This is a genomic window from Streptomyces sp. NPDC085931, assembly GCF_044540565.1.
Classification (GTDB): Bacteria; Actinomycetota; Actinomycetes; order Streptomycetales; family Streptomycetaceae; genus Streptomyces.
In genome coordinates, this window is the sequence record NZ_JBITSK010000006.1 from 435,101 (window position 1) to 455,897 (window position 20,797).

The window sequence follows — 20,797 nt, forward strand, 5'->3', positions numbered from 1 at the left end:
GCCCGCCCCTCGCCTCGGAACCGGCCCCGCGCCGGCTTCCCTCAGCGAGAACGCCCGCCGAACCCCGCGCGGTTCCGCCACAGCTGCTCCTGCACGCCCAGCCGCTCCCGCAGCCGGGTCAGCCGCGGCATCCGCTCGCGCTGTTCCGCCGACACCCGGTCCAGCTCCTCGAACAGGCGCTTGGTGCGGTGCTCGGTGTCCAGCTCGTCCAGGATCCGGTTGACCTCCGTCAGCACGGCGCCGGGCAGCTGCCAGTTGTCCTTGTCGCGCTCGGCCTCCTCACGCAGCAGCACCGCGAGCTTGTCGCGGGTGGCCGCGGCGGAGCGCAGCTCGGCGGCGAGACGTTCCTCCGCGGACTCGGCGCTCGTGCTGAGGTGGGTCGTCACCAGCACCGCGAAACTGACCACGGCGTCGGCGATCTCGGACAGCAGCTGCTCCAGCACGGCGCCGGTCTCCGGCTCGAACAGCGGCTCGGGCTCGCGTTCCTTCGCGAGGTCGGTGAGCGTACGGGCGAGCACGCGCTGCACGACCGTGCAGATCTCCAGCGTGTCCAGCCCGGTGCGCAGCACCACCCGGTGCAGCAGCCCCTCCCGCACGCGCGGGTTGAGGCGCAGGCTGTCCTCGGCCTGCCGCAGGGCGGCGTCCACCTCGACGATGTCGTGGTCCAGGCGCCGCGCCTCGTGCAGCCGCTGGGCCGCGCGGTCCACGGGCGGCGCGCCGGCGGCCTCCTCGCCCGTGCGCAGCATCAGCTGGCGCAGCCGGCGGGCCAGGCCCACGATCGACTCGCCCGCCTCCTCCACCCACACCGGGGGAGCCAGCAGCAGATTGCAGCCGAGGCCCACGACGGCGCCGATCAGCGTCTCCACCACCCGGGCCCACGCCGTGTCGCCGACGGTGGTGACCCCGAGGACCAGCATGGCGCTGATCGCGACCTCGGGTACGTACTCCTCCACCCGGACCAGCCGTCCCACGGCCAGCGAGGCCACGAGCAGCAGCGCCAGGCTCCACCAGGTCAGGCCCACCAGCAGGCTGAACGCGATGGCGACGAGCACCCCGGTCACCACCGCGTTGACCCGCCGGAAGCCGTTGGTGAGCGTGGCGTACAGCGTCACCTGCACGACCAGCAGGGCGGTCAGGGGAGCGGTCAGCGGTGCCTTCTCGGGGCTCAGCCGGAGCGCGATGACGTAGGCGATCGTCGCCGCGAACGCCGACCGCAGTGTCTGGACGACCACCGGATCACGGCGCTTCCGCAGGATCTTCCCGGCCCGGACCGTCCACTCGCGTACCTCTCGCATCCTCGGGCTGTTCCCCTTCCTCCGGCTTCGAACGTGTCCATCAAGGACGTTAGTGCCGTCGGGTACCACGAGCGACCGAGGGAGATCACGACGAAGATCACACCAGGATCACGCCTGGAGCCGGTCGAGGAAGGCGGCGAGGTTGCCCCGGGTCCGCTCGATCTGCTCCTCCAGGGTGAGGCTCTCCTCGAAGCGGGCCCCGGACTCCGGCTCCTTCTTCCCGCGCAGGTACAGCGAGCAGGCGAGGTCGGTGCACATGTAGACGCCCACCGAGTTGCCCTCGCGGCCGGCCGCACCCGCCTTGGGCGCGGTCATGAGCGAGACACCGCCGCGCGGATGGGTGGTCAGGCACAGCGAACACATGCTGCGGTGCAGGAACCCGCGCTGCGCGGCCTGGAACCGCATCGTCACGCCCACCAGCCGCCCGTCCCGCTCGGTCACCAGATAGCTGCGGTCGGGCGCGCCCGGGTCGCGCCACCCGAGGAAGTCGAGATCGTCCCAAGGGCGCTCGTCGAGGTCCCGGGGCACGGTCAGCCGCTTGGCCTCTCCCTTGGAGCAGTTGATGAAGGACGTGCGGATGTCCCGCTCGGTGAGTGATCTCATGGGAGGGCTCCTGGTCGTCGTTCCGGAAACCTAGGGGTCCTAGGTTTCCGGCCCAGGGTAGGTGCCGCCGACGAGAGGGAGCCAATGGATTTCCCAGCCGCCGTGCGGGGACGGTTTCCCGATGACGCCCGCAGTGCGGGAGGCGTTCCGTACGCTGTTGCGCACGACGCAAGACCCACCGGACGCCGGCGAGACGGCCGCCGGGCCGTGGCTGAACGGTCCGATCGCGACGGGCGCCGCACCGAGGACGGGTACGGCGCCGGCCGGCCGTGGACGCGGGGGAGAGGGGACTCGGTGGTGGACTCCTGGGAGCGGGCCCGGCGCGTCCTGGAGGGTGCGGGCCTGGACCCCGGCCGCCTCGCCCGGCTCGCCCCGCTGACCGGCGGCACGTACAACACCGTCGAGGAACTGCGCCTGACCGACGGCAGCCGCTACGTGCTGAAGGTCCCGCCCGGCGCCGCCGTCCCGGGCCTGCGGCACGAGCGCGACCTGCTGCTGTCGGAGGCGGAGTTCTACCGCTCGGCCGCCCGCGCCGGGGTCACCGCGCCGCACCTGGTCTGCGGCGGCGACGGCTACCTGCTCATGACGGCCTGCCCGGGCGAGCCCTGGGACGGCACGCTCTCCGACGCGGAACACGCCGCCCTGCGGACCGAGCTGGGACGCCAGGTGGCCCGGCTGCACCGTGTGACGGGGCCGGGCTTCGGCTACCCCTCCGGTGCCCTCGGCCCGCTCGCGCCCGACTGGCGGACCGCGTTCACGGCGATGCTCGACGCCGTGCTCGACGACGCCCGGCGCTACGGGGCATGGCTGCCCCGGCCCGCCGACGCGGTGGCCCGCACCGCCGCGACCGCGTACGGCGCCCTCGACGAGGTCACCGTCCCGTGCCTGGTCCACTTCGACCTGTGGCGGGGCAACATCCTCGTCGACCGCTCGGCCGGGCGGACCCGCATCGGCGGCCTCGTCGACGGCGAGCGCATGTTCTGGGGCGATCCCCTGGCCGACTTCGTCTCCCTGGCGCTGCTGGGGGACATCCGGCGAGACGAGGCCTTCCTCGCGGGTTACCGGGAGGAAGGCGGCCGGGCGGAGTTCGACGGTCCAGCCCGCCTGCGCCTCGCCCTGTACCGCGCCTACCTGTACCTGATCATGCTCACCGAGACGGTCCCGCGCGGGGTCGGCGAGGAGCAGCGGCGACGCGTGCGGGAGAGCGTCGCCCCGGAACTCGTCGCGGCGCTGGAGGAGATCACGGAGGCCCGCTAGGCCGGGTCGGTTAGCTCACATCGTGAAATAAGGGTTGGAGGAATGTCGCGCCGCGCCGGGCCCCGACGGTATGTTGCAGGTCGGACCGGGGATGCGGAAGAGGGAGCCACATGGCGGGGCGGAACGGGCGCACGGTACGCGACCTCAGGCGGGCCAACCGCACGGCCGTGCTGCAACGGCTCTACTTCGACGGGCCGCTCAGCCGCTTCGAACTCGGCCCGGCGACCGGTCTGAGCTCGGGGTCGGTCAGCAACGTCGTCGCCGACCTGGTCGCCGACGGGCTGGTCGAGGAGGCCGGGAGCGTCGACTCCGACGGCGGCCGCCCCCGCACCCTGCTGCGTGTCGCACCCGGCAGCGGCCACATGATCGGCGTCGACGTCGGCGAGACCCGCGTCCGGGTCGAGCTGTTCGACCTCACCCTGACCGAACTGGCCCGCGCCGAGCGTCCGCTCACCCCGCAGCGGTACGAGGTCGAGGTCATCGTCGACCACGTCCGCCACGGCATCGCCGAGGTGCTCGACGCGGCCGGACTCGCCCCCGAGCGGCTCCTCGGGGTCGGCATCGGCGTCCCGGGCATCGTCGAACGCACCCCCGACCGCGGCGCGGTGGTGCACGGGCAGACCATCGGCTGGGACGCCGTCCCGCTGGAGGCCCTGCTGCGCACCGGCTCCCCGCTGCCGGACAGCGTGCCGTACGTCATCGACAACGGCGCCAAGACGCTGGGCCAGGCGGAGATGTGGTTCGGGGCGGGCCGCGGCGCCCGCAACGCCGTCGTGGTCCTCTTCGGCTCCGGCGTCGGCGCCAGCCTCGTCACCCCCGACGCCGACCAGGGCCGGGCGGTCGAATGGGGGCACCTGACCGTACGGGTGCGGGGCCGCCGCTGCCGGTGCGGGGCGTCCGGCTGCCTGGAGGCCTACGCGGGCGCCGAGTCGCTGCTCGCCCGCTGGCGCGAGGAGGGCGGCCGGGTCCCGGAGGACACCGACGAGGAGAGCGCCCTCACCGCGATGCTCGCCGCGGCCTATCCGTCCGGGGACGGCGAGCCCGACCCGGTCGCGCTGGCCGTCCTGGAGGAGACCGCCGAGTACCTGGGCGCGGGCCTGTCCGACCTGATCAACCTCTTCCAGCCCGAGCGCATCCTCATCGGCGGCTGGGCGGGCCTGGCGCTCGGCTCCCGCTTCCTGCCCGCCGTACGCCGCCACGCGCTGTCGTACGCGCTGCGCCATCCGGCCGGGAAGGTGACCGTCGACCTCGGCCGGCTCGGGCCGGACGCGGTCACGGTCGGCGCGGCGATCCTGCCGCTCGCCGACTTCTTCGCGCGCGGCGGACGGCGTCCCGACCCCGCGCCGGAGTCCCCGCTCCCGGCGTGGCGCACGGCGCTGCAGGAGCGGGCGCCGCGCTGAGGTTTCGCCGATCACGGCGGAGGTACTCGCGAGGCGCCCGACGACCGAAGGGAGTACGCCGTGACCGACCACCGCCTCGACGCACCCGGCGAGAACGGTGATCCCGTCCCGCGCGACATGCCGGACCAGCAGGCCGACGCCGGCGAGGACCCGTGGGAGGTCGCACCGCGCTTCACGGGTACCGGCAAGGACGACGAGGACCGGGCCGGTGACGAGCCGGCCGGCGACGTCCCCGACACCGACGAGGCGGGGACGGGCCGGCAAGGGGCACCGAGCTCGGGTACGGGACAGACCGAGGACCCGGTGCCGGACGAGCCCTCCGGCTGAGGCCGGAAGGGCACACACCGAGGGCCGCGGCCGACTGTGGGGGTCGGCCGCGGCCCTCGCCGTGCCCGCACCCCGACGACGTGCCCGAACCCCGACGGCGTCACGCGCCCAGGAAGGCGTCGGGCACCGCGTGTTGGCGAGCAGGGACCGCGCGGTGCCCGACGGTGTTGTGCTGTCAGCCCACCTTGCGGCCGCGCAGCGGTTCCGTCCGGGCTCCGCCGCCCTGCTGCAGGCCCTCGAAGAACTCGCGGAGCACCTCCGTCGCCGTGCGCTCCGGCTCCCAGCCCAGCTCGGTGCGGGCCCGGCCGGAGTCCATCAGGGGCAGCCGCAGCACCGCGTCGAACAGGTGCGGCGAGGCGGGCAGCAGGTGCAGCCCCCAGGCGGCCGCGATCGCCGACCGGGCCGCCGTGCGCGGCAGCCGCACCGGCCGCGCCCCGAGCATCTCGCCCAGCAGCCGCGCGTCGACCGCCGGATCGGCGGCCAGGTTGAAGGGCCCGCGCACGTCCCGGTGCACGGCCAGCCGGTAGGCCCGGGCCGCGTCGTCCGTGTGCAGAGCCTGCACCCGCAGCCCCGGAACGTCGGGCAGGAAGGGCAGCAGCTCCGGACGGGCCAGCGGGCCCGGCAGGAACCTGCCGCCGAAAATGCGGTGCTGCTCGCTCGCGGACTCCCACTTGAACAGGAACGCGGGACGCATCCGCACCACGCGCGTCCCGGGGTGATCCCGCTCGAACGTGTCCAGCGCCCGTTCCAGATAGGCCTTCTCCCGGCAGTACGCGGCGTCCGGCCAGCCGTGCGTCGGCCACGACTCGTCCACCGCCTCGTCCTTCGGACCGGGGGAGTACGCGCCGACCGACGAGGCGTGCACCAGTGCCGGCACCCCGGCCTCGGCCACCGCCTCGAACACCCGCATGCTGCCGAGCACATTGGTGCGCCAGGTCGCCGCCGGGTCGTGCGTCGGCTGGAACGCCCAGGCCAGATGGACGACCGCGTCGGCGCCCCGGAACCGCTCCACCAGCCCGGACCGCTCGGCGGCCAGGTCGACCGCGTCCCAGTCCGTCTTCGGCGGCGACCAGTCGGGGAGCCGCCGGGCCAGGCCCAGCACGGACCCGACGTCGGGATCCTCGGAGAGGAGACGCACCACGCTCGTGCCCACGTTGCCCGTGGCGCCCGTGACGACCACCCTCATGCCCGTTGCGCTGCTCACCTCTGGCTCCTCTCGGCCGTGTCGTTCCGCGAGAGACCACCGAGTACCCGGGTGGGCGCGATTGCACGTGGGCAGAAGGAAGCCCCGGCCGCGACGGGGGAATCACGGCCGGGGCGGCTCAGGCGTGGGCACGGACGGCGGTCGCCTCTCGGCGAGGGGCTCCACAGGGCTTCAGCCGAACGATCGTCCCTGTGGGCGAATGGTGAGGCCCGGGGACACTGTCCCGTCCGCACCCACGTGTGGTTCAACGGCGAACTACCTTCGGGTGTTCCGCGTGCGCCCGCTCCACCGCGTGAGGTGCGTCACTGCCCTTCACCGTCGGGCACGGCCTCCGGCATGGTCTCCGCCCAGAGGTTCTCCGCCTGCAGCAGCAGCGTGCCGAGCACCGCCGTGTGCGCGGCGCCCTCCCGGGCGTGCGCGCGCAGCTTGTCCTGCAGCTCCTCGTGCAGTTCCCGCAACGTCTTCTCGGTCTCCTCGTCCGGCCGGCCGCGCAGGCTGCCCTCGCGCAGGCTCTCCGCCTGGGCCCGGCAGGCGTCCCCGATCAGCTCCAGCATCCGCGCGTACGACCGCAGGGCCCGGCCCTCGGGCGGCGCGGGGGTGCGGTTGTCGTCCACGGACACCGCCAGGGCCCGGATCAGCGCGCCGACGTGCCCGGTGACACGGCCGAACCGCTCGTCCTCCGCCACCGGCGGCAGGGCGGTCCCGTGCGGCACGCGGTGCAGGGCGCGCAGGGGCGCGTAGGTCAGGCGCAGGCTCTCCTGGCTCCACCGGCGCGCCGAGTGCAGGGCCTCCAGCCGGCGCTCCAGCCCGGCCGAGGCGCCGAGCCAGCCGGTGGCGGTCTGCGCGTCCCAGTCGCCGTCGCGCAGGTCGGCGGCGACCGTGTGCAGCACGTCGCCGACCTCCCGGGCGAGCGCCGCCAGGTTCTCCCGTACGTCGCGCAGATGGATCGGCGGCAGGATCAGCGCGTTCACGGCGACGCCGATGACGGCGCCGAGCGCGGCCTGCCCCACCCGGTGCCCGACGCCGGACAGGCTCACGGTGCCCGCGGCGAGGGTGAACAGGGCGGTGGTCGCCGCGTAGATGCCCTGGTCGCCGAAGCGGGGCCAGTTCGCGAGCAGCATCAGCACCGGCACGGACAGGGCGAGCGCCCAGGTGGTGTCGCCGGTGACGGCCTGCGCGGCCGAGGCGAGCAGCGTGCCGACGCAGATCGCGCCGAACTGCCGGGCGCCCGTCACGAGCGAGCTGTAGACGGTGGCCTGCACCAGCACCAGCGCCACCCAGGGCGCCATCAGCGCCAGCGGGTCGTCCATCCAGACGCCGCCCACCAGCCAGGCGATCACGGCCGCGACCGCCGCCTTGAGCGACTGGACGACCAGATCCCGTTCCCGGCCCGGGCCCCGCCAGGCCGCCCGAATCGCGTCCCGGGCGGCCCGGGTCTCCCGCCGTACGGCGTCCACCGGCTGCACCGCACGGATCCCGTGCTCCAGGTTCCGTATCCGCCGCGGGGCCGTCACCGCCGCCGTCGTGTCCCGGTCCCTGCGTCGGCGGAGGGCACCCGCCCGCCGCCGTTCCCCACTCGTCACACGCGTCATGCGCATGCGGGTATCCGGCCGACCGCGGGTTTCACCCCCCGGGCCGGGCCAGCGGGCTGCTGTCGAGGGCCGACAGCAGGTGCTCCGGGTCGGCGTAGACCGCGTCCGCGCCGGCCTCCTCCAGGTCCGCGCGCGGGATGCCGCCGCACAGCACGCCCACACAGCGCACCCCGGCCCTGCTGCCCGCGCGCATGTCCCACACGGTGTCCCCGACGAACACCGCCCGCTCCGCAGGCACCCCGGCCAGTTCCAGGGCGTGCTCCACCGGCTCGGGCGCGGGCTTGCCGGCGTCGACGTCGTCGGCACTGGCCGTGGCGGTGATGGCGTCGTCCGCGTCGATCGCCCGGCGCAGCGCGCTCAGCTCGGCGCCGCCCGCCGAGGTCGCCAGCACCACCGCCCAGCCGTCGCCGTGCAGCCGCCGCAGCAGCTCACCGGCGCGCGGCAACGCCGGCAGCCGGTCGAAGTACTGCCCGTACAGCGCCTTGTGCCCGGCGCTGATCGCCGCGTCCTGGTCCTCGTCCCGGTCGTCGCCGAGCAGATGGGCGACGAGGTCGCCGCCCGGCAGGCCCACCGCCCGGTGGACGGCATGCATCGGCACCTGACGGCCCGCCTGCCGGAAGGCCTCCCACCAGGCGACGACATGCAGATGGTTGGTGTCGACCAGGGTGCCGTCGACGTCGAACACGGCCGCGCGTTCCATGGGTTCCGTTCCTTCCTCTCGGCCGCGCGAGTACCACGTCAGCCCGACGGCACGCGCCGCTCGCGGGTCCAGGCCAGCAGGTCGTCGAGGGACCACGTCGTCACCACCCGCTCGGGCGGCACCCCGCACTCCTCCGCCCGCGCGCAGCCGTTGATCTGCCAGTCCAGCTGCCCCGGCGCGTGCGCGTCGGTGTCGACGGAGAACAGCACCCCCGCCTCCACCGCTCGGCGCAGCAGCCGCCGCGGCGGGTCGAGCCGCTCCGGCCTGCTGTTGATCTCCAGGGCCGTGCCGGTCTCCGCGAGGGCCGCGAACACCTCGTCCGCGTCGAACTCCGACTCCGGCCGCCCCCGCCCGGTCAGCAGCCGGCCCGTGCAGTGCCCGAGCACGTCCGCGTGGGGATTGCGCACGGCGGCCACCATCCGCCGGGTCATCGAGCGGGCGTCCATGCGCAGCTTGGAGTGCACCGACACCACCACGACGTCGAGCCGCTCCAGCAGCTGTGGCTCCTGGTCGAGCGAGCCGTCCTCCAGGATGTCGCACTCGATGCCGGTGAGCAGTCGGAACGGCGCCCAGGTCTCGTTGAGTCCCGCCACCACGTCCAGCTGCTCGCGCAGCCGCTCGGGCGACAGGCCGCGGGCCACCGTCAGCCGCGGCGAGTGGTCGGTCAGCACCGCCCACTCGTGCCCGAGCGCCGCCGCGGCCCGGCCCATCTCCTCGATCGGGCTGCCGCCGTCGGACCAGTCGGAGTGCAGATGGCAGTCCCCGCGCAGGCGGGCCCGCAGCTCCTGTCCGCCCCGCACGGCCGGCGGCTCCTGCGCCTCGGCCTCCAGCTTCTCCAGATAGCCCGGCACCTGCCCCGCCAGCGCCTCCCGCGCCACCTGCGCGGTCTTCGGGCCGACCCCCTTGAGCCGCTCCAGCGAACCGTCCGCCGCCCGCCGGCGCACCTCGTCCCCGCCCAGCTCCCTGAGCACCCGGGACGCCGTACGGAAGGCGCGCACGCGGTACGTGGGTGCCAGGGACCGCTCCAGCAGGAAGGCGATCCGGTCCAGTGCCTCGACGGGGTCCATCGCCACCTCCACCTCAAGAGTTCCCCAGCGTCCGCCGGGCCGCACGGCCGAGCGGCCGGTTTGCCCCGTACCCACCCGGGTACTGCGATGCCTCGTCCCGCCCGCTCCGACGAGGAGGCCTGTGATGTCCGCCCCCACCGCGCCCCGCGACCAGGTCGCCGTGATCACCGGCGCCGACTCCGGCATCGGCCGGGCCACGGCCGTGCGCCTGGCCCGTGCCGGCCTGGACGTCGGCATCACCTGGCACAGCGACGAGAAGGGCGCGCAGGAGACGGCCGAGGAGGTCCGCTCGCACGGACGGCGGGCCGAGGTCGCCCGGATGGACCTCACCCGGCTGCCCGGCGCCGCCGACGCGGTCGACGAGCTGTGCGCACGCCTCGGCCGCCTCGACGTGCTGGTCAACAACGCCGGCACGGGCACCATGACGCCCTTTCTGGACCTGGAGCTGTCCACGGTGCGCGAGGTGCTCGACGTCGACCTCGTCGGGCCGTTCCTGTGCGGCCAGAAGGCGGCGCGGCACATGATCCGGCAGGGGGACGGCGGGCGGATCGTCAACGTGACCTCCGTGCACGAGCACCAGCCGCGCGTGGGCGCCGCCCCCTACTGCGCCGCCAAGGGCGGCCTCGGGCTGCTCACCCAGGTCATGGCCCTGGAACTCGCCGAGTACGGCATCACCGTCAACGCCGTGGCGCCCGGCGAGATCTCCACGCCCATGACCGGGCAGGAGGACACCGACCCGCACACCGAGAGCCGTCCCGGCGTGCCGCTGGGCCGGCCGGGCGACGCACGGGAGGTCGCCGCCGTCATCGCCTTCCTCGCCGGCCCCGACGCCTCGTACGTCACGGGAGCCTCCTGGAGCGTCGACGGCGGCATGCTGCGGATGGGACCGCAGGCCGGCTCCCACCTGGCGAGCCACGACTGGCGACGGCCGTGAGCGGGCCGCGGTGAGACTGCGCACCAGCTCCTGCGACGAGCCCGGATTCCGCCGCGTCCGCCACGGGCGCGGCTTCCGCTACCTGGACGCCGACGGCCGGGCGCTGACCGACCGCGAGCACCTCGCCCGGATCAAGGCCCTGGTCATCCCGCCCGCCTGGCGCGACGTGTGGATCTGCCGCCGTGCGAACGGCCACCTCCAGGCCGTCGGCACCGACGACGCCGGACGCCGGCAGTACCTGTACCACGAGGCGTTCCGCGCCAAGCGGGAGCAGGCCAAGCACGAGCACGTCCGCGAGGTCGCGCGCACGCTGCCGGAACTGCGCGCCCGCGTCGACTCCGACCTCGCCGGGCGCGGCCTGAGCCGGGCCCGCGTCACCGCCTGCGCGGTACGCCTGCTGGACCTCGGCTTCTTCCGCATCGGCAGCGACCGGCACACCCGCGACAACGGCACCTACGGCCTGACGACGATGCTGCGCGAGCACGTCACCTGCGGCCGGGGCGAGATCGCCTTCGCCTACCCGGCCAAGGGCGGCATCGACCTCGTCCGGGCCCTCGTCGACGACCAGGCACACGCGGTCGTACGGGCCCTGCTGCGCCGCCGCAAGCCGGGGGAGCGGCTGCTCGCGTACTGGGAGGGGCGGACCTGGCACGAGCTGCACGGCGCCGACCTGAACGAGGCGCTGCGCCGGCTGTCCGGCGTGGACATCACGGCCAAGGACTTCCGCACCTGGCACGCCACGGTCCTCGCCGCCGTGGCGCTCGCCGTCATCCCCGAGGCCGCCCGCGAGACGGCCGCGGCCCGGCGCCGGCAGGCCACGCGGGCCGTGCGCGAGGTCAGCCACTATCTCGGCAACACCCCGGCGGTGTGCCGCGCCTCCTACATCGACCCGCGCGTCTTCGAGCTGTTCGAGCAGGGGCGGACCATCGCACCCGCGCTCACGCGGCTGGGGGAGCACGGTGACTTCGGGCGTCCGGCCACCCAGGGGGCCGTCGAGGCGGCCGTGCTGGACCTGCTCGACCGCTGACGCACGACCCGCGCTCCGGCCGGTTCCGCTCTACGCTCGATGCATGACCGAAAGCGCGAGCCCGTACATGGCCCACCCGCGGATCATGGTGCTCGGGGTGCAGCCGGGCACACCGCCGTTCCGGATCGTGGAAATCGACGGCCAGGTGGTCGGAGAGGCCAAGGCCGTCACGGACGTCCTCGCGGCGGCGGCCGCGTTCGGCATCACGGTCCACGACCTGGACGACCCGGACGTGGTCCGCTGGGTGGGCGGCGACAAGTTCACGTGGGCGGTGCACTAGGCCGTCCGGCGCCCCGGGCAGCCCGGCGGTCCGGGCTGCCCGGGGCGCCGCACGGCCCGGGGGTCAGCTCTGTGCCGGTGTCTTCTCCGGGCGGGGCTTGCGGGCGTGTACCGCGCGGCTGAGGCGGCGGCCCAGGAGCAGGTAGCCGATCAGGGCGCCGGTCGTGTTGAGGATGACGTCGTCGATGTCGAAGGCGCGGCCCGTCACCAGGGCGCCCTGGGCGAACTCCACCAGCAGCATCACCACGGCCGTCAGCAGCAGCACGCGCAGGATGCCGCGGGTGCGGGGCGCGACCACGGGGACCAGGACGCCGAAGGGGACGCCCAGCAGGATGTTGCCGCCGATCTGCTTGACGGCGTCGCGCAGCGCGGGCTGGTCGAGGTAGGCCCTGAGCGAGTCGCCCGGCCGCAGGTTGGTGTGCGTCAGCGCCTCCGAGGCGGGCGAGGGCTGCAGGGTCAGCCGCGCCAGCACCACGGCGAAGGCGACCATGAACGCGAAGGCGCACAGCGTCGCCAGCAGCCGGACGGGCCACGGAAGCGGACGGCGCTCGCTCCGGGACCTCTCGCTACGGGACCCCGCGCCACGGAGTCGTGCGGCTGCACCGGCCATGTGTCCTCCAGTCGTCAACTTCCCTGCGTGCTACGGCGGTTACCCCCGGAAACGCCGGCGATGCCGCCGCTTCCGGTCCCGCTCACCGCATTCCCGCCTTCCCCCGGAGCACTCCCCGGAGCGCTCCGGGGGTTCGCGGGGCCCGTCAGCTTCCGTACGAGACGCGTACGTCCTTGAAGCCCAGGGAGCGCAGCAAGCCCTCGAGCATGCCGGTGGTGTTCGACTCGGCGCGCGCGGTCAGCTCGCTCTCCTTCGCCGCGTCGCCGATGTGCCGCACCGCCAGCTGCTGCACGGCCTGCTCGCCGTTGGGATTGTCCGAGAAGAGGTCGCCGAGCCGGTCGAACAGGCCGCGCTGCTTGGACACGGCGTAGGAGCGGTCGGGATCGAGAGCCGGCTTGCCGAGCCGGGCGTGGGGCAGCCGGAGCGTGGCGGCCGTGCGGTCCTCGTTGACCTGCACGTCGTTCTCGCCGACCTTGCCCAGGTCGACGTAGGCGTCGACGGTGCCCGCGCCGACGTACAGGGTGCGGGTGCCGCGGATCGCGTCCGGGAGGAACTTCGCGTCCTTCTCCAGGTCGACGACGACCTGGAAGTTGCCGGAGGCGGCGTCGTAACGGCTGATGTCCTGGATGGACTTCAGCAGCGCGGGGCCGGACCGGTCGTGGGTCTCGGTGCCGAACAGGTCCTTCAGGCCCGGGATCACGCTCAGCCGGAGCCCGGCGAAGAACACGGCGAGCACCACCACGAGCGCGGCCACCACCTTGGCCCAGCCGGGCATGCGCCTGGGGAGGCGCTTGACGGGAGTCGGCATGCGACGGCCCTCCTTCCTACACACCACATGCCCACCACGTCCCGGGCCAGACCGACGAGTTGAGGATTCGGCGACCCCGGCGCGGGCGCGCCGGGCGCACACCCGTCAGGGGCGGGGCGTGACCTGGGGCTGCTCCAGCGCCGCGCGCAGGGTCGGGTGCGGCGGCAGCAGCCGGGACAGGCCGGTGATCCGCAGCACGCGCAGGGTCAGCGGGTGGGAGCAGACCAGCAGCAGGGAGCCGTGCCGGTCGAGCACCCGGCTGCGGGCCCGGTACAGCAGCCGCAGGCCCGAGCAGTCGAAGAACTCGATCCGGCTGAGGTCGAGCACCACCCGGGCGGCGGGGCGGTCGGTCTCCCGGTCCAGGTGCGGGGCGATCTCCGTGGCCGCGGCGAGATCGATCTCGCCGCGGAACTCCAGCACCGTGTGCCCCCGTTCCTGGCGGACGCGCAGATGCCGGGTGAGCGGTGCAGGTTCCTGCCGCACGACGAGATCGCCTCCAGCCTGCTCCGTGCGTGGGGAGGGAGCGTCGGTCCTCACGACCGGTCCCCGCCCTGCAAGTTACCCTCCATCGAGTGAATCTGAGCATGTTCGATTGACATATGTCTTTGAATTACAGGCGAGTTGGCCGAGGTTCGCGCGGGGGCGCACGCGGTCGTGAGCGCGGGCGCGTCACGGGGCGCGAGTGACGTGCCAGGACAAGGCGTGCCAGGTCGTCACGAGAGCCGGACGGAAGCTCCTCGGCTCGGTGGGCCGTGCGGCTCAAGGCCGGGGGCGGGCGTGCCGCGCAGCAGTCGGCGGGCGGCCCCGGCCGAACGCGCGGGCTGAAGCCCGACCCGCCTGCCCGTCCGCTGCCCGGGCGGTCCCCGTTCGGCGGGCCCTCCCGTTCGGCGGGCCCTCCCGTTCGGCGGGCCCTCCCGTTCGGCGGGCCCTCCCGGGCCCTCCCGGGAGGGCCCGGGAGGGCCCGCCGTCGTGGTCGTTCGGTCAGTCGGTGACCAGCACCAGCTTCCCCGTCGTGCGGCCCGTGTCGCCCTGGGTGTGGGCCTCGGCCGCCGCCGCCAGCGGGAAGGTGCCCGCGATCGTGGCGCGGAGCGTGCCCGCCTCGGCGAGTCGTGCGATCGCCTCCATGCCCGTGCGGTCGGCGTCCACCAGCATGCGCAGCGCCCTGACCCCGAGCCGCTCGGCCTCCTCGTAGAACTCGTCCGAGCCGCCCGGCAGGATCGAGACCACCACGCCGCCGGGCCGCAGCACGCGCAGCGAGCGCAGGGACGTGTCGCCGCCGATCGTGTCCAGCACGACGTCGACGTCCTTCACCGCCTCCGCGAAGTCCGTCTCCCGGTAGTCCACCGTCTCGTCCGCACCGAGCTCGCGCAGGAAGTCGTGCTTGCCCGCGCTCGCCGTGCCGATCACGTACGCCCCGCGCTCCTTGGCGATCTGGACGGCCACGTGCCCGACCCCGCCCGCGGCGGCGTGGATCAGCACCCGCTGCCCGGGCCGCACGTCCGCGTGCTCGGTGAGCGCCTGCCACGCGGTCAGCGAGACCAGCGGCAGCGCACCCGCCTGGACGTGGTCGATCCCGGCCGGCTTGCGCGCCAGGGCCCGCACCGGCGCGATGACGTACTCGGCGTGCGAGCCGTGGCCGTACGGGTACGGCAGCATCCCGAAGACCTCGTCGCCCGGTGCGAACGCCGCCACTCCGATCCCGACGGCCTCCACCACGCCGGAGACGTCCCAGCCGAGGACGAACGGCGGCTCGCCCAGGAACCCGCCGGTCGCCCGGTGCTTCCAGTCGGTCGGATTGACCCCGGCGGCCCGCACCCGGACCAGTACCTGGTTCGCCCGCGGCACCGGCCGCTCGATCTCGACTTCCTTCAGGACCTCGGGACCGCCGAGGACGTCCTGGCTGACGGCTCGCATCGTGTTCTGTGTGCTCATGGTGATCCAGCGTGCCCGGTCGCCCCCCGTCCGCCAATGGCAAGATTGCCAACATTCGATAGAATCGTGCCATGCAACCCGAGCGCGTGGCCGTACTGGCCCTGGACGGCGTCTACCCCTTCGAGCTGGGCATCCCCAGCCGGATCCTCGGCGCCGCCGACGGCCGGTACGAGGTGCTGACCTGCTCGGTCGACGGCGGCCCGGTACGCACCAACGCCGACTTCGGCGTCACCGTGGAGCACGGCCCCGAGATCCTGGCCACGGCCCGCACGGTCGTGATCGCCCCGGTCGCGCCCGCCCACCTCACCGAGGAGGTGCCCGAGGCGGTCCTGGCCGCCCTCGCGCTGATCCGCCCCGGCGCGCGCATCGTCTCCATCTGCACCGGTGCCTTCGTCCTGGCCGCCGCCGGGTTCCTCGACGGGCGCCGGGCCACCACCCACTGGCAGGTCGCCGACCGGTTCCGGCAGATGTTCCCGCGCGTCGACCTCGACCCGGACGTCCTCTTCGTCGACGACCACCCGTTCCTCACCTCGGCCGGAGCCGCCTCCGGCGTGGACGTCTGCCTCCACCTCGTGCGCAAGGACCACGGCAGCGGGCTGGCCAACAGCGTCGCGCGCCGCTGTGTCGTCCCGCCGTTCCGCGACGGCGGCCAGGCCCAGTACATCGAGCAGCCCGTCCCCGAGGAGGGCGCCGCGAGCACCGCCGCCACCCGCGCCTGGGCCCTGGAACGCCTCGGCGAGCCGCTCACCCTGGCCGATCTCGCCGGTCACGCCCGGATGAGCCAGCGCACCTTCGCTCGCCGCTTCCACGACGAGGTGGGGCTCAGCCCCGGCCGCTGGCTCATCCAGCAGCGCGTCGTGCGGGCCCGGCACCTGCTGGAGTCCAGCGACCTGACGGTGGACCAGATCGCCGGCAGGGTCGGCTTCGCGACCGGAGCCTCCCTGCGCCAGCATCTGCACGCGGCGATCGGGGTCTCCCCGCAGGCCTACCGCCGTACCTTCCAGACCGCCCGCTGAACCCGGCGGCGGCCTTCCCAACTTTCCTGCTGCGCAAGGGTATGTGACGACCCGTCGCCTTTCCTCGGAGCGTGACGGAACCCTCACGTCCGGCGGGGGCCGAGGTTGATCCTTTCGGGTTCGGAACCGATAAGGTTCCGATCGGTGCTGCGAGTTCGCGATCGCGTCCGGTCGGCTCGCCGTGCGTACGCATGAGTGCCATCCACCCATTCCCCCCCGTTCGATCGTGTTGCTCGAAGGATGCAGATGGAACTCGCCACTCCGCCACCGGCGGCGCGGGCACCTGTCGCCCGGTACAGCTGGTGGCTGATGCCGCTGGGCCTGGGCGGCGGGACGGTCGCCGCCACGTTCATGGGCTCGGAGCGCGTGACCGTGGCCGTCGCCGGAGCCGCGGCGACGGCCGCCGGCACCGTGTGCGTCCGTCTGCTGCTGCGCACCCGCGCACAACTGCAGCGCACCGAGAGCTCGTTCCGCACCAGCCAGGCCGAGCACACCCTGCAGTGGCAGCAGCACGTGGCGGGCCTGGAACGGAGGTCGGCCGCCGAGCGCGACGCCCTCGAGTCCCGGCTCGCCGAGCAGAACGCCGCCTGCGAGCAGCGCCTGGCCGAGCAGGACGCCGCGCACGAGACCCGACTCGCCCAGCAGTCCCGGGCCTACGAGGAACGGCTGACCGAACAGGCCGCCTCCTACCAGGCCCGACTCGCCGACCAGGCCGAGGTCTGGCGCGAGCAGCTCGCCCACCAGCTCGCCGCGGTCGCCCGGCTCGCCGACGAGCAGCTGCCCGCCGCGATGGAGAAGCTGCGCTCCGGCGAGGCCATCGACGACGTGCTGCCGGCGGCCGGTCAGTGTGCCAAGGTCGGCGCCGAACTCCAGGCCGCACTGCGCAAGGTGCTGCGCACGGCCCTGATCGGCCTGGAGGCGGAGTTCGACCGGTCCACCACCGCCGAGCAGGCCGTCATCAGCATCGGCAACCGCATCCACGTCCTGACCAGCAAGCTGCGCGGCCGGCTGCACGAGATGCAGGGCGAACACGGCAGGCTGCCGGCCGTCGCCCGCGGCCTGATGGAACTCGACCAGGAACTCGGTCCCGCCGACTCGCTCGCCGCCAGCATCGGAGTGCTCGGCGGCTCGGACCGGCCCGGCCGGCAGTGGCAGGAACCGCAACGGCTGCTGAGCGTGGTGCGCGGCGGCATCGGCCGGATCAAGGACTTCCACCGCGTCCAGGTACGCCACCTGCCCGAACTCGGCGTCGACGGCGGCCTCGTGGACCACCTCACGCTGATCTTCGCCCACCTCCTGGACAACGCGGCCCGCTACTCGCCGCCCACCGAGCCGGTGCTCGTCTCCGGCAGGGAGGTCCCCAACGGCGTCGGCATCGAGATCCAGGACTCCGGCAAGGGCCTGAGCGAGGAGAAGAAGCGGGAGGCCGAACACGCCCTCGCGGGCACCGCGCCCGGCGCGGGCCTCGGCGGCATCACCGAGGACGCCAGCATCGGCCTGCGCGTGGTCGGCACCCTCGCCCGCCGCTACGGCATCCGCGTCACCTTCGCGGACTCGCCCTGGCTCGGCACCTCCGTGGTCGTCGTCGTCCCGCACCAGTACTTCAGCCCGTTGCCCTCGGCGGCGAGCCCCCCGGCCCCGGCCGTCACCGGCACCACCGCGACCGCCCCGGCACACGCCTTCGCGCCGACGGCGACCGAGCCCGCACCGGCCGCCCGCGCCGCCGCGGACACCACCCCCGGCGGACTGCCCCGGCGCCGCGGCCGGCGGACGGCCGGGACGGACGTGCCCGGGCAGCCCGAGCCGGCCGGCGGGGCCGCGCGGGCCACCGTCGCGGCCGTGCCGCCGGACGCCTCCTTCTCCGGTCTCGCCGCCTTCGCCACCGCCGGACGTGACGCCGCGACGGCCCCGCGGACGACCGACGACCGTGACATCACCGCCGGACGCGAGTCCACCGAGCACCGCACCGAAGAGAGCGACTAGTCCTCATGACGCAGCAGGGAACAGACGTGAGCTGGGCGCTCCGCGATCTCGTCGAGAGCATCAAGGAGATCCGTTTCGCCCTGGTGGCCTCCAGCGACGGCAAGGCCATCACCTCCTACGGCGCCGACGACCCCGACGACATCGACCGCTTCGCCGCCGTGGTGGCCGGACTGCAGGCCCTCGCCCAGCCGGTCGCCGAGCAGTTCCCCCGGTACAAGGGGCAGTTGCGCCTGGCGATGATCGAGGTCGACGGCGGCCATCTCTTCGTGGTGCGCGCCGGTGTCGAGACGTACCTCGGCGTCCTCGCGCGGGAGGGCCTCGACCAGGGGCTGCTCGGGCACCAGATGAGGGACCTGGCCCGCAGGATGGGCGAACTGCTCGGCACCACTCCGCGCCTGGAGGAGCACTCTGGATGAGTGCTCCCCGCAGGCCGTCCGACCCGCCCGGTCTGGAGCGCTACTACGTCCTCACCGGCGGGCGCAGCGGGCCGGGCGGTTCGGCGCCGGACCTCGACGTGGCGACCCTGGTCGTGGCCCGCGCCGCCCCCTTACCGGGCATGCAGCACGAGCACGAGGAGATCCTCCGGCGCTGCCGCGCTCCGCTGTCGGTCGCCGAACTCGGCGCCCATCTCGGGCTGCCCTTCAACATTCTCGCGGTGCTGCTGTCGGACCTGCTGGAGGCGGGTCGCGTCGAAGCCCGTAACCCCATCCCGGCGCACACCGCCGGCCGCGGGCCCGACCTGGCGCTCCTCGAGGAGGTACTCAGTGGACTGGAAAGGCTTTGACGGCCCCGGCGAGGCGGCGGCCGGGGGCACCCGCTCGGTGAAGGTGATGATCGCCGGCGGGTTCGGCACCGGGAAGACCACCATGGTCCGCTCGGTCAGCGACATCAAGCCGCTCACCACCGAGGAGACCCTCACCGAGGCCACCGCGGACGTCGACCGGCTCATCGGGGTCTCCGGCAAGACGCGGACCACCGTCAGTCTGGACTTCGGCAAGATCGGCCTCAACGACGACCTGGTGCTGTACCTGTTCGGCACACCGGGCCAGGAGCGGTTCTGGTTCCTGTGGAACGGGCTGTTCAAGGGGGCGCTGGGCGCGATCGTGCTGGTGGACACCCGCCGGCTGGAGTCCAGCTTCCGGGCGATCGAGGAGATGGAACGCCAGGAGGTGCCCTTCGTCGTCGCCCTGAACATGTTCCCCGACTCCCGGCACCACCCGGTCGAGGAGATCCGGGACGCCCTGGACATCCCCGGCCACACCCCGGTCGTGGCCTTCGACGCCCGGGACCGGGCCTCCAGCCGGGACGTCCTCGTCGCCCTGATCCACCACCTGAAGGAACGCCCGGCCGTGGCCCTGGAGGCCCGGTGAACGCGTCGCCCGAGAACCCCCTGCCGGCCCCGGGCGGCTGCCCCGTCGCCCACCACGGCTCCGGGCCGGCCCGCCTGTACGGCCCCGAGGCCGCGAGCGACCCGCGGGGCGTCTACGAGCGGCTGCGCGCGGAACACGGCTCGGTCGCCCCCGTCCTGCTCGAAGGGGACGTGCCCGCCTGGCTGGTGCTCGGCTACCGGGACAACCGGCGGGTGCTCGACAACCCCCGCCAGTTCAGCCGGGACGCCCGCATCTGGCGGGACCGGGCGGAGGGCAGGATCGAGGAGACCTCGCCGCTGATCCCGATGCTGGGCTGGCGGCCGGACTGCGTCTCCCAGGACGGCGAACCGCACCGCAGGCTGCGCGGCGCGGTCACCGACGGGCTCCAGGCCGCCGCTGCCCGGGGCGTGCGGCGCCACGCGACCCACTTCGCGCACAAGCAGATCGACGCGTTCGCCGGCACCGGACGCGCCGACCTCGTGCGGGACTACGCGGAGTACCTGCCGATGCTCGTGCTCTCGCGCCTCCTCGGGCTCCCCGAGGCGGAGGGGCGCGACCTCGTGGAGTCCTGCGCCCAGGTCCTCGGCGGCGGCGAGGACGCCCTCGCGCACGACGCACGCATCCAGGAGATCCTCGGCCGGCTCGCCGAGCGCAAGCGGACCGAGCCGGGCGGCGACCTCACCACCGCCCTGCTGGGGCACGCGGCGGGCCTCGACGAGGACGAGGTGGTCAGTCATCTGCGTCTGGTCCTGATCGCCGGGCACACCACGACCAGCAACCTGCTGGCCCGGGTGCTGCAGCTGATCCTCACCGACACCGCCCGGCTGTCCGGGCTGGTCGGCGGGCAGCTGACGATCTCCGCCGTCGTGGAGGAGGTCCTGTGGAACAGCCCGCCGCTGGCCGTGCTGCCGGGCCGCTTCGCCGCCGGTGACCTGGAACTCGGCGGCCACCGGATCCAGGAGGGCGACCTGCTGGTGCTGGGCCTCGCCGCGGGCAACGCCGACCCCGAGATCCGGCCCGACCCGGGCGTCTCGGTGCAGGGCAACCAGGCCCATCTGGCGTTCAGTTCGGGCCCGCACGAGTGCCCGGGGCAGAGCATCGGCCAGTCCGTCATCGAGATCGCCGTGGACGTCCTGCTGCACCGGCTGCCGGGGCTGGTCCTCGCGGTGACTCCAAAGGAGCTCACCTCGACCGCCTCCACGTGGGAGTCGCGGCTGGACAGCCTGCCGGTCGAGTTCCCCGTCTGACCGTGCGACGGCGGTGGCCCGCCGCGGCAGGGGCCGGCCCCCCCCGCTGAGAAGGGGAGCCCGGCGGGCCCCCCACCCCCGCCCGCCCCCGCGGCGGGGGCCCCCCGGGCCCCCGTAGCCGCCGCCGCGCGGGGGGGGGGGAGGGC

General features: G+C 74.2%; 22 protein-coding genes. 12 read left to right on the forward strand and 10 right to left on the reverse strand.

What is annotated here, in order from left to right:
- Window positions 1–41 precede the first annotated feature (41 nt).
- Window positions 42–1,295 (reverse strand): aromatic acid exporter family protein, encoded by a 1,254-nt coding sequence (locus ACIGAN_RS15340; protein ID WP_399857757.1) that lies wholly within the window; start codon window positions 1,293–1,295, stop codon window positions 42–44.
- Window positions 1,296–1,403: 108 nt separating this feature from the next.
- Complete coding sequence (locus tag ACIGAN_RS15345; RefSeq protein WP_399857760.1) at window positions 1,404–1,898, reverse strand: FBP domain-containing protein; 495 nt, start codon at window positions 1,896–1,898, stop codon at window positions 1,404–1,406.
- 294 nt (window positions 1,899–2,192) lie between these two features.
- Here ACIGAN_RS15345 and ACIGAN_RS15350 point away from each other — a divergent pair, with 294 nt between their 5' ends.
- From ACIGAN_RS15350 to ACIGAN_RS15360, 3 genes are all read left to right on the forward strand, one after another.
- The gene (locus ACIGAN_RS15350; protein WP_399857763.1) at window positions 2,193–3,155 is read left to right on the forward strand and encodes a phosphotransferase family protein; all 963 of its coding nucleotides are present in this window, start codon (window positions 2,193–2,195) and stop codon (window positions 3,153–3,155) included.
- 110 nt (window positions 3,156–3,265) lie between these two features.
- The gene (locus tag ACIGAN_RS15355) at window positions 3,266–4,555 is read left to right on the forward strand and encodes an ROK family transcriptional regulator (protein WP_399857765.1); all 1,290 of its coding nucleotides are present in this window, start codon (window positions 3,266–3,268) and stop codon (window positions 4,553–4,555) included.
- Between the two features lie 60 nt (window positions 4,556–4,615).
- On the forward strand, window positions 4,616–4,882 hold the full coding sequence (locus ACIGAN_RS15360) for a hypothetical protein (RefSeq protein ID WP_365098523.1): 267 nt from the start codon (window positions 4,616–4,618) through the stop codon (window positions 4,880–4,882).
- 175 nt (window positions 4,883–5,057) lie between these two features.
- Here the strand turns inward: ACIGAN_RS15360 and ACIGAN_RS15365 are convergent, their stop codons facing one another.
- From ACIGAN_RS15365 to ACIGAN_RS15380, 4 genes are all read right to left on the reverse strand, one after another.
- On the reverse strand, window positions 5,058–6,086 hold the full coding sequence (locus ACIGAN_RS15365; RefSeq protein WP_399857768.1) for an SDR family oxidoreductase: 1,029 nt from the start codon (window positions 6,084–6,086) through the stop codon (window positions 5,058–5,060).
- Window positions 6,087–6,388: 302 nt separating this feature from the next.
- The gene (locus ACIGAN_RS15370; protein ID WP_365098519.1) at window positions 6,389–7,678 is read right to left on the reverse strand and encodes an FUSC family protein; all 1,290 of its coding nucleotides are present in this window, start codon (window positions 7,676–7,678) and stop codon (window positions 6,389–6,391) included.
- Between the two features lie 31 nt (window positions 7,679–7,709).
- Entirely contained in the window at window positions 7,710–8,378 is a 669-nt protein-coding gene (locus ACIGAN_RS15375) for an HAD family hydrolase (protein WP_365098517.1), read from the reverse strand.
- A gap of 38 nt (window positions 8,379–8,416) precedes the next feature.
- Complete coding sequence (locus tag ACIGAN_RS15380) at window positions 8,417–9,445, reverse strand: PHP domain-containing protein (protein ID WP_365098515.1); 1,029 nt, start codon at window positions 9,443–9,445, stop codon at window positions 8,417–8,419.
- 124 nt (window positions 9,446–9,569) lie between these two features.
- On the opposite strand from ACIGAN_RS15380, the gene ACIGAN_RS15385 reads away from it, so the two are divergent.
- From ACIGAN_RS15385 to ACIGAN_RS15395, 3 genes are read left to right on the forward strand one after another with little or no spacing between them, the layout of a single operon-like run.
- Window positions 9,570–10,379 carry an SDR family oxidoreductase gene (locus ACIGAN_RS15385; RefSeq protein WP_365098513.1) on the forward strand — a complete coding sequence of 270 codons (810 nt, stop codon included), beginning with the start codon at window positions 9,570–9,572 and terminating at the stop codon, window positions 10,377–10,379.
- Window positions 10,380–10,389: 10 nt separating this feature from the next.
- A complete protein-coding gene (locus tag ACIGAN_RS15390; protein ID WP_399857773.1) occupies window positions 10,390–11,406 on the forward strand; it encodes a DNA topoisomerase IB in 1,017 nt (338 codons plus the stop codon).
- A gap of 43 nt (window positions 11,407–11,449) precedes the next feature.
- Window positions 11,450–11,686 (forward strand): hypothetical protein, encoded by a 237-nt coding sequence (locus tag ACIGAN_RS15395; RefSeq protein WP_365743508.1) that lies wholly within the window; start codon window positions 11,450–11,452, stop codon window positions 11,684–11,686.
- A gap of 63 nt (window positions 11,687–11,749) precedes the next feature.
- Here the strand turns inward: ACIGAN_RS15395 and ACIGAN_RS15400 are convergent, their stop codons facing one another.
- The 4 genes from ACIGAN_RS15400 to ACIGAN_RS15415 all read right to left on the reverse strand — a co-directional run bounded on the left by ACIGAN_RS15400 (window position 11,750) and on the right by ACIGAN_RS15415 (window position 15,035).
- Window positions 11,750–12,295: a VanZ family protein gene (locus ACIGAN_RS15400; protein WP_365743510.1), complete on the reverse strand. Its 546-nt coding sequence runs from the start codon at window positions 12,293–12,295 to the stop codon at window positions 11,750–11,752.
- Between the two features lie 145 nt (window positions 12,296–12,440).
- Complete coding sequence (locus tag ACIGAN_RS15405; protein ID WP_365099921.1) at window positions 12,441–13,103, reverse strand: DUF4230 domain-containing protein; 663 nt, start codon at window positions 13,101–13,103, stop codon at window positions 12,441–12,443.
- 105 nt (window positions 13,104–13,208) lie between these two features.
- The gene (locus ACIGAN_RS15410; protein WP_365099924.1) at window positions 13,209–13,586 is read right to left on the reverse strand and encodes an anti-sigma factor antagonist; all 378 of its coding nucleotides are present in this window, start codon (window positions 13,584–13,586) and stop codon (window positions 13,209–13,211) included.
- A 498-nt stretch (window positions 13,587–14,084) separates the two neighbouring features.
- Window positions 14,085–15,035: an NADP-dependent oxidoreductase gene (locus tag ACIGAN_RS15415; protein WP_365743514.1), complete on the reverse strand. Its 951-nt coding sequence runs from the start codon at window positions 15,033–15,035 to the stop codon at window positions 14,085–14,087.
- A gap of 71 nt (window positions 15,036–15,106) precedes the next feature.
- On the opposite strand from ACIGAN_RS15415, the gene ACIGAN_RS15420 reads away from it, so the two are divergent.
- From ACIGAN_RS15420 to ACIGAN_RS15445, 6 genes are all read left to right on the forward strand, one after another.
- Window positions 15,107–16,051: a GlxA family transcriptional regulator gene (locus tag ACIGAN_RS15420; RefSeq protein ID WP_399857779.1), complete on the forward strand. Its 945-nt coding sequence runs from the start codon at window positions 15,107–15,109 to the stop codon at window positions 16,049–16,051.
- Between the two features lie 246 nt (window positions 16,052–16,297).
- Window positions 16,298–18,034, forward strand: a complete 1,737-nt coding sequence (locus ACIGAN_RS15425) for an ATP-binding protein (RefSeq protein WP_399857781.1) — start codon at window positions 16,298–16,300, stop codon at window positions 18,032–18,034.
- A 5-nt stretch (window positions 18,035–18,039) separates the two neighbouring features.
- A complete protein-coding gene (locus ACIGAN_RS15430; protein WP_365099575.1) occupies window positions 18,040–18,450 on the forward strand; it encodes a roadblock/LC7 domain-containing protein in 411 nt (136 codons plus the stop codon).
- Window positions 18,447–18,818 carry a DUF742 domain-containing protein gene (locus tag ACIGAN_RS15435; protein WP_365099577.1) on the forward strand — a complete coding sequence of 124 codons (372 nt, stop codon included), beginning with the start codon at window positions 18,447–18,449 and terminating at the stop codon, window positions 18,816–18,818. Before ACIGAN_RS15430 ends, ACIGAN_RS15435 begins: the two co-directional genes overlap by 4 nt.
- Window positions 18,799–19,404, forward strand: a complete 606-nt coding sequence (locus ACIGAN_RS15440; RefSeq protein ID WP_399857785.1) for a GTP-binding protein — start codon at window positions 18,799–18,801, stop codon at window positions 19,402–19,404. The genes ACIGAN_RS15435 and ACIGAN_RS15440 overlap by 20 nt, the downstream gene beginning before the upstream one ends.
- Complete coding sequence (locus ACIGAN_RS15445; protein ID WP_399857788.1) at window positions 19,401–20,651, forward strand: cytochrome P450; 1,251 nt, start codon at window positions 19,401–19,403, stop codon at window positions 20,649–20,651. Before ACIGAN_RS15440 ends, ACIGAN_RS15445 begins: the two co-directional genes overlap by 4 nt.
- Window positions 20,652–20,797: the final 146 nt, after the last annotated feature.